The 14,853-nt window shown below is 64.1% G+C and carries 13 protein-coding genes and 1 other RNA gene; 9 read left to right on the top strand and 5 right to left on the bottom strand.

The genetic code is table 11. The annotated features are described in order from the left end of the window. Nucleotides 1–74 precede the first annotated feature (74 nt). Together RQH86_RS11060 and RQH86_RS11055 are read left to right on the top strand one after the other, a co-directional pair. On the top strand, nucleotides 75–1,769 hold the full coding sequence (locus tag RQH86_RS11060) for a proline--tRNA ligase (RefSeq protein ID WP_311238565.1): 1,695 nt from the start codon (nucleotides 75–77) through the stop codon (nucleotides 1,767–1,769). Between the two features lie 144 nt (nucleotides 1,770–1,913). Then, complete coding sequence (locus RQH86_RS11055) at nucleotides 1,914–2,378, top strand: H-NS family nucleoid-associated regulatory protein (RefSeq protein WP_055848175.1); 465 nt, start codon at nucleotides 1,914–1,916, stop codon at nucleotides 2,376–2,378. Between the two features lie 59 nt (nucleotides 2,379–2,437). Here RQH86_RS11055 and RQH86_RS11050 read toward each other — a convergent pair whose 3' ends face one another. Beyond that, complete coding sequence (locus tag RQH86_RS11050) at nucleotides 2,438–3,697, bottom strand: threonine/serine exporter family protein (RefSeq protein ID WP_055848172.1); 1,260 nt, start codon at nucleotides 3,695–3,697, stop codon at nucleotides 2,438–2,440. Nucleotides 3,698–3,863: 166 nt separating this feature from the next. On the opposite strand from RQH86_RS11050, the gene RQH86_RS11045 reads away from it, so the two are divergent. The 4 genes from RQH86_RS11045 (at nucleotide 3,864) to RQH86_RS11030 (ending at nucleotide 7,471) form a co-directional block, all read left to right on the top strand. Then, nucleotides 3,864–4,976: an ABC transporter permease gene (locus RQH86_RS11045; protein WP_055848169.1), complete on the top strand. Its 1,113-nt coding sequence runs from the start codon at nucleotides 3,864–3,866 to the stop codon at nucleotides 4,974–4,976. A gap of 85 nt (nucleotides 4,977–5,061) precedes the next feature. Beyond that, nucleotides 5,062–5,901, top strand: a complete 840-nt coding sequence (locus RQH86_RS11040; protein WP_311238566.1) for an ABC transporter ATP-binding protein — start codon at nucleotides 5,062–5,064, stop codon at nucleotides 5,899–5,901. A gap of 2 nt (nucleotides 5,902–5,903) precedes the next feature. After that, nucleotides 5,904–6,830, top strand: a complete 927-nt coding sequence (locus RQH86_RS11035; protein ID WP_055848166.1) for an MlaD family protein — start codon at nucleotides 5,904–5,906, stop codon at nucleotides 6,828–6,830. Continuing rightward, nucleotides 6,827–7,471 carry an ABC-type transport auxiliary lipoprotein family protein gene (locus RQH86_RS11030; protein WP_311238567.1) on the top strand — a complete coding sequence of 215 codons (645 nt, stop codon included), beginning with the start codon at nucleotides 6,827–6,829 and terminating at the stop codon, nucleotides 7,469–7,471. The genes RQH86_RS11035 and RQH86_RS11030 overlap by 4 nt, the downstream gene beginning before the upstream one ends. 22 nt (nucleotides 7,472–7,493) lie before the next feature. Here the strand turns inward: RQH86_RS11030 and RQH86_RS11025 are convergent. Next, nucleotides 7,494–7,568: non-coding RNA, sX9 sRNA (locus RQH86_RS11025), on the bottom strand. 499 nt (nucleotides 7,569–8,067) lie between these two features. Next, nucleotides 8,068–8,667, bottom strand: a complete 600-nt coding sequence (locus tag RQH86_RS11020; protein ID WP_311238778.1) for an alpha-ketoglutarate-dependent dioxygenase AlkB — start codon at nucleotides 8,665–8,667, stop codon at nucleotides 8,068–8,070. 125 nt (nucleotides 8,668–8,792) lie between these two features. Here RQH86_RS11020 and RQH86_RS11015 point away from each other — a divergent pair, with 125 nt between their 5' ends. Next, nucleotides 8,793–10,442, top strand: a complete 1,650-nt coding sequence (locus RQH86_RS11015) for an electron transfer flavoprotein-ubiquinone oxidoreductase (protein ID WP_311238779.1) — start codon at nucleotides 8,793–8,795, stop codon at nucleotides 10,440–10,442. Between the two features lie 30 nt (nucleotides 10,443–10,472). On the opposite strand, the gene RQH86_RS11010 is transcribed toward RQH86_RS11015, so the two are convergent. Both RQH86_RS11010 and RQH86_RS11005 read right to left on the bottom strand, forming a co-directional pair. Then, entirely contained in the window at nucleotides 10,473–11,105 is a 633-nt protein-coding gene (locus RQH86_RS11010) for a CoA transferase subunit B (RefSeq protein ID WP_115528924.1), read from the bottom strand. Then, entirely contained in the window at nucleotides 11,105–11,836 is a 732-nt protein-coding gene (locus tag RQH86_RS11005; RefSeq protein WP_311238780.1) for a CoA transferase subunit A, read from the bottom strand. The genes RQH86_RS11010 and RQH86_RS11005 overlap by 1 nt, the downstream gene beginning before the upstream one ends. 134 nt (nucleotides 11,837–11,970) lie before the next feature. Here RQH86_RS11005 and RQH86_RS11000 point away from each other — a divergent pair, with 134 nt between their 5' ends. After that, nucleotides 11,971–13,317 carry a phosphomannomutase gene (locus RQH86_RS11000; RefSeq protein ID WP_115554616.1) on the top strand — a complete coding sequence of 449 codons (1,347 nt, stop codon included), beginning with the start codon at nucleotides 11,971–11,973 and terminating at the stop codon, nucleotides 13,315–13,317. 49 nt (nucleotides 13,318–13,366) lie between these two features. Next, the gene (locus tag RQH86_RS10995; RefSeq protein WP_115562895.1) at nucleotides 13,367–14,770 is read left to right on the top strand and encodes a mannose-1-phosphate guanylyltransferase/mannose-6-phosphate isomerase; all 1,404 of its coding nucleotides are present in this window, start codon (nucleotides 13,367–13,369) and stop codon (nucleotides 14,768–14,770) included. Nucleotides 14,771–14,853 lie beyond the last annotated feature (83 nt).

The raw sequence follows: 14,853 nt of genomic DNA, 5'->3' as shown, positions 1-14,853 counted from the left end.
CGCGCGGGTATGCGCCCATGACCGGCAGGGCGCGACACTGGCAAACTATGGGCTTTCCGCCCAAGCGAAGCCCGATGCGTCTTTCCCAGTTCCACCTGCACACCACCAAGGAAACCCCGGCCGACGCCGAGCTGGTCAGCCACCGTCTGATGCTGCGCGCGGGCATGATCCGCAAGCTGGCCTCCGGGCTGTACACCTGGTCGCCGCTGGGCCTGCGCGTGCTGCGCAAGGTCGAGGCGATCGTGCGCGAGGAAATGAACCGCGCCGGCGCCGTGGAGGTGCTGTTCCCCACCATCCAGCCGCGTGAGCTGTGGGACGCCACCGGGCGTTGGGAAAAGTTCGGCGGGCAGTTGCTCAAGATCAGTGACCGCAAACAGCAGGAGTTCTGCTATAGCCCCACCGCCGAAGAAGCCGCAGCCGATTTCGCGCGCCAGGAGATCAACAGCTATAAGCAGTTGCCGCTCAATTTCTATCAGATCCAGACCAAATTCCGCGATGAAATCCGCCCGCGCTTCGGGGTGATGCGCGCGCGCGAATTCCTGATGAAGGACGCGTACTCGTTCCATCTCACCGATGCGGACATGGCGCGCGAATACGACAACATGCGTGCGGCCTACGCCCGCGTCTTCACCCGCCTGGGGCTGGAGTTCCGCGCGGTGCAGGCCGACTCCGGCGCGATCGGCGGCGATGCCTCGCAGGAATTCCACGTCATCGCCGACTCCGGCGAAGACTCGCTGGCGTTCTCCACGGCCTCCGATTACGCCGCCAACGTGGAAACCGCCAGCGCCGCGCTGCCGGGGCCGCGTCCGGAAGCGACCGAGAGCATGCGCCAGGTCGAAACGCCCACCCAGAAGACCTGCGAAGACGTCGCTCAACTGCTGGGCATCGAGTTGCAGCGCACGGTCAAGTCGGTGGCGGTGATGACCACGGCCGGCTTCGTGCTGGTGCTGGTGCGCGGCGACCACGCGATCAACGAGATCAAGCTGGGCAAGGTGGCCGGCCTGGCCGACTACCGTCTGGCCAACGAGGCCGAAATCCGCGACCACCTCGGCTGCGAGCCGGGCTTCCTGGGACCGCTGAAGACCGCCCGCCCGGTGCGCGTGGTGGCCGATCGCGATGTCGCGGCCATGGCCGATTTCGTGGTCGGCGCCAATGTACCTGGCGCCCACCTTGCCGGCGTCAACTGGGGCCGTGACCTGCCCGAGCCGGAGACCGTGGCCGATGTGCGCAACGTCATCGACGGCGAACGCGCTGCCGATGGCGGCGAGCTGCGTCTGGCCCGCGGTATCGAAGTGGGACACGTGTTCCAGCTTGGCAGCCAGTACGCACAGGCGCTGCAGGCCACCGTCATCGACGAAAACGGCAAAGTCGCGGTGATGAAGATGGGCTGTTACGGCATCGGCATTTCGCGCATCGTGGCTGCGGCAATCGAACAGAACCATGACGAGGCCGGTATTGTCTGGCCGGCGCCGATGGCGCCGTGGCAGGTGGTGGTGTGCGTGATCAACCCCAAGCAGGACGCCCAGGTGGTCGCGGCCGCCCAGGCGTTGCTGGACGAATTGATCGCCGCCGGTCTCGATGCCGCACTGGATGACCGTGGCCTGCGTCCGGGCGCCATGTTTGCCGATATGGAACTATTAGGCATTCCGCATCGGGTGGTCGTCTCGGAACGTGGATTGGCAGCCGGCACATTTGAATATCGCGCCCGCACCGCCGAATCGGCAGAAAACCTGGATAAGGCCGGATTATTCTCCCGTCTTGGGTGCTGATCAAACAGGGCAATTCCGCTCCAATCGGATGAACACAAGGCGCCGAATTATTTCGGCGCATTTGTCATGCGGGTTTTCTGACATTATGATGGCGGCCGCTGCCAAGGATCGGCATTCTTTCTCTCTCAATCTTCCGGAGTCGCGATGTCGATCGATCTTTCTGGCCTGTCGGCCAAGCAGTTGGGCGCACTGATCAAAAATGCAAAGAAGCAGCAGACCGTGGTTGCCAAGCGCGCCCCGATCGCCAAGGTCCGCACGCAGCTGACCCGCGCGGCGAAAGCGCAGGGTTATTCCATCGAAGAATTATTTGGTACCGCCGCCAGCGCCGGCCCGGGTCGTCCGGCCGCTGCCAGCAAGCCGGGTCCGCGCGCCGGCCGCAAGCTGGGCAAGGTTGCACCGAAGTACCGCAACCCGTCCAATACCCAGGAAACCTGGACCGGTCGCGGCAAGCAGCCGCGCTGGCTGGCCGAACTGACCGCTGCTGGCAAGAAGGTGGAAGACTTCCTGATCAGCAAGATCGGTGGCGGTGCAAAGAAGGCATCGGCAAAGAAGGCCGCGCCACGTAAAACGGTCACCAAGCGCGCTACCAAGAAGTCCAAGGCCGCTTGATCCAGACCAATAAAAACGCCGGCATTGCCGGCGTTTTTATTGGGTGATTTTCTGGCCGCTCATAAATTCTTGCGCGCTGGAATCAGCAAATTGCCAAACAGCAAACCGGCCATCAATGCCATCACAATATTGGTGACCGCCAACAATGCGGCTTGTCCGACGCTGACATCCTGCTGCTGCACCAGGGTCAAAAACCCCCGCAGGCTGACACTACCGGGAACCAGCATGATGATGCCCGGCAATCGAATCAGCGCACCGGGTTTGTGCACCACCCGCCCAAACAGATTACCGGCGGCGGTCAATGCCATGGCCGAGGCAAATACTCCGGCCGGGCCACCCCAGGCATGCCCGGCATAACGCGCAATGACATAACCGGACATCGCTGCGGCCATGATCCATAAATAATCGCGCCGATTGGCCTTGAACAACACCGCAAACGCATAAGCGGCCACCAGCAACGACGCCCATTCCACCCAACCGGCCTGCGGACGCAAGGCAGCCACCTGTGGGTGCAAGCCCACCAATTGGGTCAGCGTCACCGCGATCACGGCGCCTACCGTGAGCTTGAGCACCGTGGTCACCGCACCGGCCAGACGCGCCGTGCCGGAGACCCAGTGCTGACTGGCCAGCTCGTTGAATGCATTGGTCAGCGACATGCCTGGCAGCAGCACCACCAGCGAGGCAATGATCACCGTATTGAGATTCAACGGCCCGACCAACGATGCCACCAGCGCGGCGACCACGCCAGCCAGCAGGCCGGCCAGCGCTTCGCCGGCTTCCTTGGTGGCGGCGCGCTTGTCGGTGTACTGGGTCAGCAGGCCGATCGACATACCGATCGCGCCAGCGGTGGCGATATCCAGCCAGGGCAACTTCCACAACCCGGCCACGCCGGCCGCGGCCAGACCGAAGGCCAGCACCTGCAAGGTCTTGCCGCGCCGATCGACTTCACGGTCCAGGCGGCGCAGCGCGGTGTGGCCCTGCGCAATGCTCATGCGCCCGTTGGCCACACTGTCGGCCACGTAATCGGCCACGCTGAGCTTGTAGAGATCGTTCTCGCCCGGTGCCAGCCGGATCACGCGGGTGATGTCGCTGGAACCGATCGCCTTGGTCGGGTCGCTGAAGCTCAAGATGATGCCGGTGGGATTGGACCAGGGCTCGCAATCCAGCCCCAGCTTTTGCGATAGCCCGATCACCGCGGCCTCCAGGCGCTGCGCTGTTGTGCCATAGGAATGCAGACGCCCGGCGATTTCCGACACAAAGGCGACGCGCTGGGCGTAGGTGGCACTGGCGGACGGGAGAACGACGGTGGCAGCGGACATGCGTGGCGGGTCGGATCGAAAAAACGCCGTGCGGCGAGGACGTCAGTGTATGCCGCAGCGCGCGTGGCCGGCGCGCCCTCCGTCCATCCGAGGCCGTCGCAGCGAAGGCGCCCCCATCATTCGCTCACACCGGCCCTGTATGCTGGCGCCACGGACAGGCCACCCAATGATCAAACCGCAACCTCCACGCATCGAACAAGACTCGCAGGATCAGGCACAGGTCCGACTCGCCGGCAGTTGGGTCCTGGCGACCGCCCTGCCCCAGGCCGAACTGCTGCAAGCGGTGCCCGACGGGGTGCGTCGCATCGACGCGCGCGGCATCCAGCAACTGGATTCGGCCGGCGTGCTGCAACTGCTGCGCTTTGCCGGCCGCATGGGGCTGAAAGAAGACGCCATCGATTTCCGCGATGAACACCAGGCGCTGGTGTGCACCATCGAAGAACTCAACGACGAACGCCCCAAGCCCAAGCGCGATTACGGCTTTGTCGCCGCACTCGACCGCCTGGGCCGCACCACCCATGGCGTCGGCCAGGGCATTCTGGAACTCAACAGTTTTCTGGGCGAAAACCTGGTCAAGATCATGCGGCTGATCCACGAGCCGCGCCGCTTCCGCCTCACCTCCACCGTGCATCACATGGAGCAGGTCGGGCTGGATGCGGTGCCGCTGGTGGTGCTGCTGTCGTATCTGGTTGGCGCGGTGATCGCGTTTTTGGGCTCGACCATCCTGCGCGACTTCGGCGCGGAAATTTACGTGGTCGAGTTGGTGTCCATCGCCTTCCTGCGCGAATTTGCGGTACTGCTGACCGCGATTGTGTTGGCCGGGCGCACCGCCAGCGCGTTCACGGCGCAGATCGGCGCGATGAAATCGCGCGAAGAGGTCGATGCCATCCGTACGCTGGGGCTGGACCCGATCGACCTGCTGGTGATTCCGCGTCTGCTGGCGCTGATCTTCACCCTGCCGCTGCTGACCTTCATCGCGATGATCGCCGGCCTGGCCGGTGGCGTCACCGTAGGCGCATTCGATCTGGATATCCCGCCGCAGATGTATCTGGCGCGCATGCACGACACCATCCAGTTGCGACACTTCCTGGTCGGCTTGTCGAAGGCGCCGCTGTTTGCGCTGGTGATCGGCCTGATCGGTTGCCTGGAAGGGTTGAAGGTCAGCGGCACCGCGCAGTCGGTGGGCGAACGCACCACCTCGTCGGTGGTGCAGACAATTTCCTTGGTCATCATCCTCGACGCGATTGCGGCGTTGTGGTTCATGAAGATGGGGTGGTGATGGAACCGGGATTCGATCGTCGGGATTTGGGATTCGCGCAAGGCAGCAGCGCTGTTGGCGCCCTGAGATGTGGGAGTGCGGTGCTGTGACCACTATCGAATCCCCAGTCACCAATCCCGGCACAGAGACGGAGGACGACGACCAGCTGGCGATCTCCGTGCGTGGGCTGACCAACCGGTTCGGTAGCCAGGTCGTGCACGAAGAGCTCGATCTGGACGTGCGCCGTGGTGAGATTCTGGGCGTGGTCGGCGGCTCGGGCACCGGTAAATCGGTGCTGATGCGCAGCATCCTGGGCCTGCGCGAGCCGGATGCCGGCAGCATCCAGGTGCTGGGCGCGGATGCGCGCTCCGGGCGTTTTGTCGACCGCCAGCACATCACCCGTAATACCGGGGTGCTGTTCCAGGACGGCGCGCTGTTTTCGTCGATGACCGTTGGCGAAAACGTGCAGGTGCCGCTGAAGGAACACCACGGCGAGTTTCCGGAGCGCTGGTATTTCGAACTGGCGCTGCTGAAGATCAAGCTCGCTGGCTTGCCGGCCGATGCGCTGGACAAGCTGCCCTCGCAATTGTCAGGCGGCATGCGCAAGCGCGCTGGCCTGGCGCGTGCGCTGGCGCTGGACCCGCCGCTGCTGTTTCTGGACGAGCCCACCGCCGGGCTGGACCCGATCGGCGCGGCTGCCTTCGACCGCTTGATCCGAACGCTGCAGCAGGCGCTGGGCCTGACCGTGTTCCTGATCACCCATGACCTGGATACGCTGTACGCCATCTGCGACCGCATCGCGGTGCTGGCCGATCGCAAGGTGATCGCCAACGCGCCGCTGGCCGAGGTCGAGCAGATCGATCACCCCTGGATCCAGGAATATTTCCACGGTCCGCGCGCCCGCGCCGCGCGCGCGGCCAAGACCGACTCCACCGAGACCGCCTGAGCATGGAAACAAAAGCCAATTACGTCCTGATCGGCGCCTTCACCATCGTGGCAGGCCTGGCCTTGCTGCTGTTCGGTCTGTGGGCCGCCAAATACTCCTCCGATCGCACCTGGCAGCAGTACCGCGTGGTGTTCCGCGAGGCGGTCACCGGCCTGTCGGTCGGCAGCCCGGTGCAATACAACGGCATCGCGGTGGGCTCGATCACCGAACTGACGCTGGCCCCGAACGACCCGCGCCAAGTGGTCGCACACGTGCGCGTCAACTCCACCACACCGATCAAGAGCGATACCCGCGCCAAGCTGGCCATTACCAGCCTGACCGGCCCGTCGATCATCCAGCTCTCCGGCGGCACACCCGAGGCGCCGACGCTGACCACCATCGACAAGAGCGATGCGCCGATCATCCAGACCACGCCCTCGGCGCTGCAGAACATCACCGATACCGCCAACCGCATCGTCGAGCGCATGGACGAAATGCTCTCCGACAAGAACGTGGCCAGCATTTCGGCCACGCTGCAGAACCTGGAAAAGATCAGCGGCGGCATCGCCGACCGCGACGAAGGCATGCAGGCGCTGATCGTCAGCGCGCGCGATGCCGCGCGCAATCTGGACACCACCCTGACCACCACCAACGGCACCATCAAGCGGCTGGATCAGAACCTGGTGCAGCAGCTGCCGGGCATCTTGAACAAGCTGGACGCAACGCTGGTCAAGCTGGATTCGGCCGCCGGTAACGCCGACAACATCCTTGGCGAAAACCGCGCGGCCATCAACAGTTTTGCCAACGATGGCCTGGGCCAGCTCGGACCGACACTGACCGAATTGCGCGGCCTGATCCGCGACCTGCGCCGGGTCAGCGACAAACTGGACAACAACCCTGCGCGCTACCTGCTTGGCCGCGACGCACCCAAGGAGTTCGAACCGAAATGACTGCCATGCGCCTGCTGCGTCCCCTGCTGTGCGTCTCGTTGCTGGCGCTGGGCGGCTGCTCGGTCCTGACCGGTGGCGACCAGAAGCCGGCCACGATCTACGCACCCACCGTGCGCGTCACGCCCAATCCCACCTGGCCGCAGGTGACCTGGCAGCTGTCGGTCGCCAAGCCGAGCGCTGCCCGCATCATCGACAGCCCGCGCATCAACGTGCGCCCCACGCCAGGCGAAGTGCAGATCTACCACGGCGCCGGCTGGGCGCAACCGGCCACCGACATGCTGGAAGACAGCGTGGTGCGCGCATTCGAAGACTCCGGCAAGATCGCGGGGGTTGCGCGCATCGGTGCCGGGATCCGCTCGGACTACAAGCTAGCGATCGACGTGCGCCGCTTCGAAGCCGATTACGCCGGCCAGTCGGTGCCCTCGGCCACCATCGAACTCAACGCCAAGCTGCTGCATTCGTCCGATCAACGCGTGGCCGCCTCGCGCACCTTCCTGGTCGCACGCCCGTCCGCCAGCACCGACACCGCTGCAGTGGCCGTCGCCTTCGAGCAGGCGCTGACCCAGGTCACCACCGAGCTGGTCGGCTGGACGCTGACCACCGGGCAACAGGACAGCCAGAACTTGCCGCGTTCGTTGTAAGCGCAAGCGACGGACTTGGAGCTGCTGACAACACCTAGTGAGCAGTCGATAGGTGGGTGCGGACAATGCGTGGAACCGGAGTTTACGAGTGGGACATACCGACTCCTAGCACCGGCCGCGCCCGCCTGTTGGCTGCCGCAAGGCGGCTAATCTGCGGGTTGGCTGCAAGGCCCTTGCCCGCCCACCATCGCGGGACACGCTGCAAGTACGTCCTTGTCCGCGCTTACGCGGCATCCATGCCGCCAAGGGTCCCGCGACGGTGAGCGGGCAAAGACCAGTCACGATGGTCGGTGCGCAAAGTTTCAGCACAACAACCAGCAAACCGCACGACGCGGTGGTTTCGTTCTTCAGCAAAAACACCAGCAAACGATCTGGTGCGGTGTCCTCGCCGCTCGCGGGACCGTGTGGCGGCATGGATGCCGCCACCGAGCCTCCATGGACGGATTCACGGCGTGTCCCGCGAGCGGTGAGGGCACCGCGCACTCGACCAACTCAGCGTCTGACCCGCACTTCTGGCTGCATCCACCACGATAAGGCTGACAAAAAGACCTACGCGCATCGCCAGGCGAGCGCTCGTTACGTTTTGGTAGCCGCTCCTATCGCCGGAACACGCGCACCGCAATCTGCCGAAAGGTCAAATTGATGCGCTCCCCCACCGGGCGCGCAGTGCGCGGCAACGCATGTTTGTAGTGCTGCTGGGTCTCGCCGGCCATCAACAACAGATCGCCGTGGCCGAGTTCCAGCGTCTGCTTCAATGCCGCATCGTCGCGATGCTTGAAGGCGAACCGTCGCGCAGCCCCCAGGCTGAGCGATGCGATCACCGGTTGCGCGCCCAGCTCCGGCTCGTCGTCGCTATGCCAGCCCATCGCATCGGCTCCGCTGCGGTAGCGATTGACCAGCACGCTGTTGAACGGGCAACCGGTTTCATGCTGCAGACGGGCGCGCACGGGCTGCAGCGCCTCCAGCCACGGCTGCGGCGCAAACTGCGTGCCCGAGTAGCGATAACTGGCATCGGCATCACCGATCCAGCTGCTCAGACGCGGCGAATCCACCACCCGCCCGAACATGCGGATGCGATGCACCTCCCACTGCACCTGTTCCAGCAACGCCTGCATCAGCCCATCGGCCTGCGCGGCCTGCAACCAGCCACGACACCAATGGATCTGAGCTCCCGGCAATGCAACGCGCAGTTTCATGCGCAAACGCTAGCATGCGCGCGCCGGAGCACGCCCGCAGACGCGGATGAATCAACGCGATTTGCCGCCATCACATGCAATCCCGGAAAATACGCCCCAGCCATCGAGCCAACGGGAGCGGAGCAATGTCGGAAGCGGGAATCGGCGCGCAAGCGTCAGAGACGGTCGAGCGCGACGTCATGGAATACGACGTCGTCACCGTCGGTGCCGGTCCGGCCGGGCTATCGTTCGCGATCCGGCTCAAGCAGCTCAACCCAGAGTTGAGTGTGTGCGTGATCGAAAAATCCAGCACCATCGGCGCGCATATCCTCTCCGGCGCGGTGATCGAACCCGGCCCGTTGGACGCGTTGCTGCCCGGCTGGCGCGATAACCCGCCGCCGATCTGCGTGGCCGCCACCGACGACGAGTTCTGGTTCCTCGGCAAGGACAGCGCGCGCAAGTTCCCGGTGGTACCGCCGGGCATGCGTAACCACGGCAACTTCATCGTCAGCCTGGGCGCGATGTGCGCCTGGCTCGCTCCGCAGGCCGAAGCGCTGGGCGTGGAAATCTACCCCGGCTTTGCCGCCGCCGAAACGCTGCACGACGACAGCGGCCAGGTGGTGGGCGTGCGCATCGGCGACATGGGCGTGGCCAAGGATGGCTCGCACAAGCCCGGCTACACCGCCGGCATCGATATCCGCGCCAAGGTCACCGTGCTGGCCGAAGGCGCGCGCGGGCATCTGACCAAGCGCCTGCTCAAGCGCTTCGACCTCACCGCAGACAGCGACCCGCAGGGCTATTCCATCGGCATCAAGGAGCTGTGGCAGGTGCCCGAAGGCCGCGTCACGCCCGGCAGGATCGTGCACACCATCGGCTGGCCCGCGGACAACCGCACCTACGGCGGCAGCTTTCTGTATCACCTGGACAACAACCAGATCGCGCTTGGCTACGTCAGCGGGCTGGACTACAGCGACCCGAAGTACCAGCCGTGGGAAGCCTTCCAGCAATGGAAAAACCACACGTTGATCAAGTCGTTGCTGGAAGGCGGCAGCGTCCTGTCGGCCGGCGCGCGCGCCATCGTCACCGGCGGTTGGCAGTCGCTACCCAAAGTCGAAATGCCCGGTGCGCTGCTGATCGGCGACACCGCCGGCTTGCTTAACGTGCCCAAGATCAAGGGCACCCATCAGGCGATTCGCAGCGGCATGCTCGCCGCCGAACACCTGGTGCAATCGCAGCTGGCCCCGCAGGGCTTCGATGCAAAACTGCGCGCCTCGGACGCGATGGCAGAGCTGAAGGAAGTCCGCAATATCAAACCCGGCTTCAAGAAAGGCCTGTGGTTCGGCCTGCTCAATGCCGCCTGGGAAACCGCACTCAAGGGCGCCTCGCCCTGGACCCTGAAGAACAAGGCGGACTGGTCGGCGCTGCACAAGATCGGCGAGTACGAGCAACCCAAGCGCGACTACATCAACCGCGAACTGGCACCGCGCGACCGCCTGCAGGCGGTCTACTTCGCCGCCACCGAACACGACGAAGACCAACCGGTGCATCTGAAGGTCCTGGACACCGATGTCTGCGCCACCCGCTGCGTGGAAGAGTACGACAACCCCTGCACCCGCTTCTGCCCGGCCAACGTCTACGAAATGGTCGCAGACACCGCCAGCCCCAGCGGCAAGCGCCTGCAGATCAACGCCGCCAATTGCGTGCACTGCAAGACCTGCGACATCAAGGACCCCTACGAGATCATCACCTGGGTCACCCCGGAGGGTGGTTCGGGGCCGAATTACCAGAACCTGTAGAAATCAGGGGCCATATCGGCCCCTGATTGTTTATGCGGCTTTGAACTCCACGCCAGTCTTGGCGCGCAACTCTTCCAGCTCCACCCCATCGGCCGCCTCCACCAAGACCAATCCGTCGGCGGTGACATCGAACACGGCCAGGTCGGTGATGATGCGATCGACCACGCCCACGCCGGTCAATGGCAGGTCGCACGCCGGCAGGATCTTGTGGCTGCCATCCTTGGCCACGTGCTCCATCAGCACCACCACGCGCTTGACGCCGGCCACCAGGTCCATCGCGCCGCCCATGCCCTTGACCATCTTGCCGGGCACCATCCAGTTGGCCAGATCGCCGCGGTCGGTGACCTGCATCGCGCCGAGAATCGCCAGATCGATATGGCCGCCGCGGATCATCGCGAACGAGTCATGGCTGCCGAAGTAACTGGCACCGGCACGCGCAGTCACCGTCTGCTTGCCGGCATTGATCAGGTCCGCGTCCACTTCATCTTCGGTGGGGAACGGGCCGATGCCGAGCAGGCCGTTTTCCGATTGCAACCACACGTCCACGCCGTCGGGGATGTGATTGGCCACCAGCGTCGGCAGGCCGATCCCCAAGTTGACGTAGGCGCCGTCGGTCAATTCGCGCGCCGCGCGTGCGGCCATCTGATCTCTGGTCCAGGCCATTACTGCTGTCCTTCGCGCACGGTGCGCTGTTCGATGCGTTTTTCCGGCGCCGTGTTGAGCACCAGTCGGTCGACGTAGATGCCCGGCAGATGCACGTGGTCCGGATCAATGCTGCCAAGCGCCACGATCTCTTCGACCTCGGCAATGCAGATGCGACCGGCCATGGCGCAGGCCGGATTGAAATTGCGCGCGGTCTTGCGAAACACCAGGTTGCCGGCGGTATCGGCGCGCCACGCCTTGACCAGCGCAACATCGGCATGCAGCGCGGTTTCCAGCACGTAGTGCTTGCCGTCGAATTCGCGGGTCTCCTTGCCCTCGGCCACGATGGTGCCGTAGCCGGTGGCGGTGTAGAACGCGGGAATTCCCGCACCACCTGCACGCAATCGCTCGGCCAGGGTGCCTTGCGGATTGAACTCAAGCTCGAGCTCGCCAGCCAGATATTGGCGCTCGAATTCCTTGTTTTCGCCCACGTAGGACGAAATCATCTTGCGGATCTGCCGGGTGGCCAATAGTTGACCAAGCCCGAATCCATCGACGCCGGCGTTATTGGAAATCACCGTCAATCCGCCGACCCCGCTGTCGCGTACGGCAGCGATCAGGGCTTCGGGAATTCCGCACAAACCAAAGCCGCCCACCGCCAGCGTCTGGCCATCGGCCAACACGCCATCCAGCGCCGTCGTTGCATCGGCATAGCGTTTACCGCCTGCCTTACCCTCTTCATTGCTGCGCATCACCGCCCTCACCTCGCTGATGTGAAACGGCCATTCTATCCGCTGACTGTTCCCTGTCCCCGGTCGCAATTCCGCCACACCCAAGACACGGCGCACCCGCTAAACTCGGGTGTCCCCCACTTCAGGAATTGCCCATGACGCTACCCGCCTTCAAGGCCTACGATATTCGCGGCCGCGTGCCGGATGAACTCAACGAGGACTTGGCCCGTCGGATCGGCGTGGCACTGGCGGCGCAGCTGGATCAAGGGCCTGTGGTCCTGGGCCACGATGTGCGTCTGGCCAGCCCGGCCTTGCAGGAAGCGCTGTCGGCAGGCCTGCGCGCCAGCGGCCGCGAGGTGATCGACATCGGCCTGTGCGGCACCGAGGAGGTCTATTTCCAGACCGATTACCTCAAGGCCGCCGGCGGCGTGATGGTCACCGCCAGCCACAATCCGATGGACTACAACGGCATGAAGCTGGTGCGCGAGCAAGCACGGCCGATCAGCTCCGATACCGGCCTGTTCGCGATCCGCGACACAGTCGCTGCCGATACCGCTGCAGCCGGCGAGCCTACCGCAAGCGAGCAGAGCCGCACCGACAAGACCGCCTATCTGGAGCACCTGCTCAGCTACGTCGACCGCAGCACGCTCAAGCCGCTCAAGCTGGTGGTCAATGCAGGCAACGGCGGCGCGGGCCTGATCGTGGATCTGCTTGCACCGCACCTGCCGTTCGAATTCGTGCGCGTGTTCCATGAGCCGGATGGCAACTTCCCCAACGGCATTCCCAACCCGCTGCTGCCGGAAAACCGCGCCGCCACCGCCAAGGCGGTCAAGGAACACGGCGCAGATTTCGGCATCGCGTGGGATGGCGATTTCGACCGCTGCTTCTTCTTCGATCACACCGGCCGCTTCATCGAAGGCTATTACCTGGTCGGTTTGCTGGCGCAGGCCATTTTGGCCAAGCAGCCGGGCGGCAAAGTCGTGCACGACCCGCGCCTGACCTGGAACACGGTCGAGCAGGTCGAAGAAGCCGGCGGCATTCCGGTGCTGTGCAAGAGCGGCCATGCCTTCATCAAGGAAAAAATGCGCAGCGAAAACGCCGTGTATGGCGGCGAGATGAGTGCGCACCATTACTTTCGCGAGTTTGCCTACGCCGATTCCGGAATGATTCCGTGGCTGTTGATCGCCGAGCTGGTGTCGCAGTCCGGTCGTTCACTGGCCGATCTGGTCGAATCACGCATGCAGAAGTTCCCGTGCAGCGGCGAAATCAACTTCAAGGTCGCCGATGCCAAGGCGTCGGTCGCCCGCGTGATGGAGCACTACGCCGACCTGTCGCCCGAACTGGACTACACCGACGGCATCAGTGCGGATTTCGGCCAGTGGCGCTTCAACCTGCGCAGCTCCAACACCGAGCCGCTGCTGCGGCTGAACGTGGAAACGCGCGGCGACGCCGCACTGCTGGAAAGCCGCACGCAAGAGATTTCAGACTTGCTACGCGGTTGATTCATCATCCTCTCCCACCTATAGACGCACTTTGGAGTTTCCCCCGCCCATGAGCGACGTCCTACCCATCATTTTGTCTGGCGGTTCCGGCACGCGCCTGTGGCCGCTGTCGCGCGAATCCTATCCCAAGCAGTTCCTGCCGCTGGTCGGCGACAAGAGCATGCTGCAGGCCACCTGGCTGCGCTCGGCTCCGGTCGCAGGCCATGCGCCAATCGTAGTTGCCAACGAAGAACATCGCTTCATGGCTGCCGAGCAGCTGCAGCAACTCGGCGTAAAGCCGTCCGCGATTCTGCTGGAGCCCAAGGGACGGAATACCGCACCGGCGATCGCGGTCGCGGCCCTGGAAGCCATGCGCGACGGGGCCGACCCGCTGCTGCTGGTCCTTCCGTCCGATCATGTGATTCAGAATGAAGCCGCGTTTCAGGCCGCGGTGACGGCAGCTGCTGCTGCGGCCGAGCAAGGCAAGCTGGTGACCTTCGGCATCAAGCCGACAGCGCCCGAGACCGGCTACGGCTATATCAAGGCCGGTAGCGGTACCGGTGCCACTGCCGTTGAGCGTTTCGTCGAGAAGCCCGACCTGGCCACCGCGCAGGGTTACCTCGCCAGCGGCGAGTACTACTGGAACAGCGGCATGTTCCTGTTCCGTGCCTCGCGTTACCTGGAAGAACTGCGCAAGTTCCACCCGGCCATTGCCGATGCCTGCCAGAAAGCCTGGGAAAACGGTAAGCGCGATGCCGACTTCACCCGCCTGGACAAGGACGCATTCGCGGCCAGCCCGTCGGATTCGATCGACTACGCGGTGATGGAAAAGACCGCCGATGCGGTCGTCGTCCCGCTGGATGCTGGCTGGAACGATGTCGGTTCGTGGTCGTCGCTGCTGGACGTGTCCGAGCAGGACGCCCACGGCAATGCGCATCATGGCGACGTGATCCAGGTGGACTGCCGCAATACCTATGCCTATGGCTCGCGTCTGATCGCCATGGTCGGCCTGGAAGACGTGGTCGTCGTCGAGACGCCGGACGCCGTGCTGGTCGGTCACCGCGATCGTATTCAGGAGGTCAAGGACGTGGTTGGCCGCATCAAGGCCGATGGCCGGTCCGAAGCCACCTGGCACCGCAAGGTCTATCGTCCGTGGGGCGCCTACGATTCGATCGACATGGGCCAGCGTCACCAAGTCAAGCGCATCACCGTCAAACCCGGTGCAGTGCTGAGCTTGCAGATGCACCACCATCGCGCCGAACACTGGATCGTGGTGAGCGGTACCGCCGAAGTCACCCGTGGCGACGAGGTCCTGCTGCTGACCGAAAACCAAAGTACTTACATCCCGCTGGGTGTTACCCACCGCCTGCGCAATCCGGGCAAGCTGCCGCTGGAATTGATCGAAGTGCAGTCCGGCAGTTATCTGGGCGAAGACGACATCGTACGTTTCGAAGATACCTACGGGCGCGCCTGATCGGTCGCCTGCAGGATCTGCTTTAGAAAAACAGCCGGGATTCCCGGCTGTTTTTCTTTGTGAATCTGGTGCGCAGTATTACC

The organism is Xanthomonas sp. WCS2018Noco2-27 (assembly GCF_031843525.1).
Classification (GTDB): Bacteria; Pseudomonadota; Gammaproteobacteria; order Xanthomonadales; family Xanthomonadaceae; genus Xanthomonas.
This window is presented reverse-complemented; position numbering and strand designations above follow the sequence as displayed.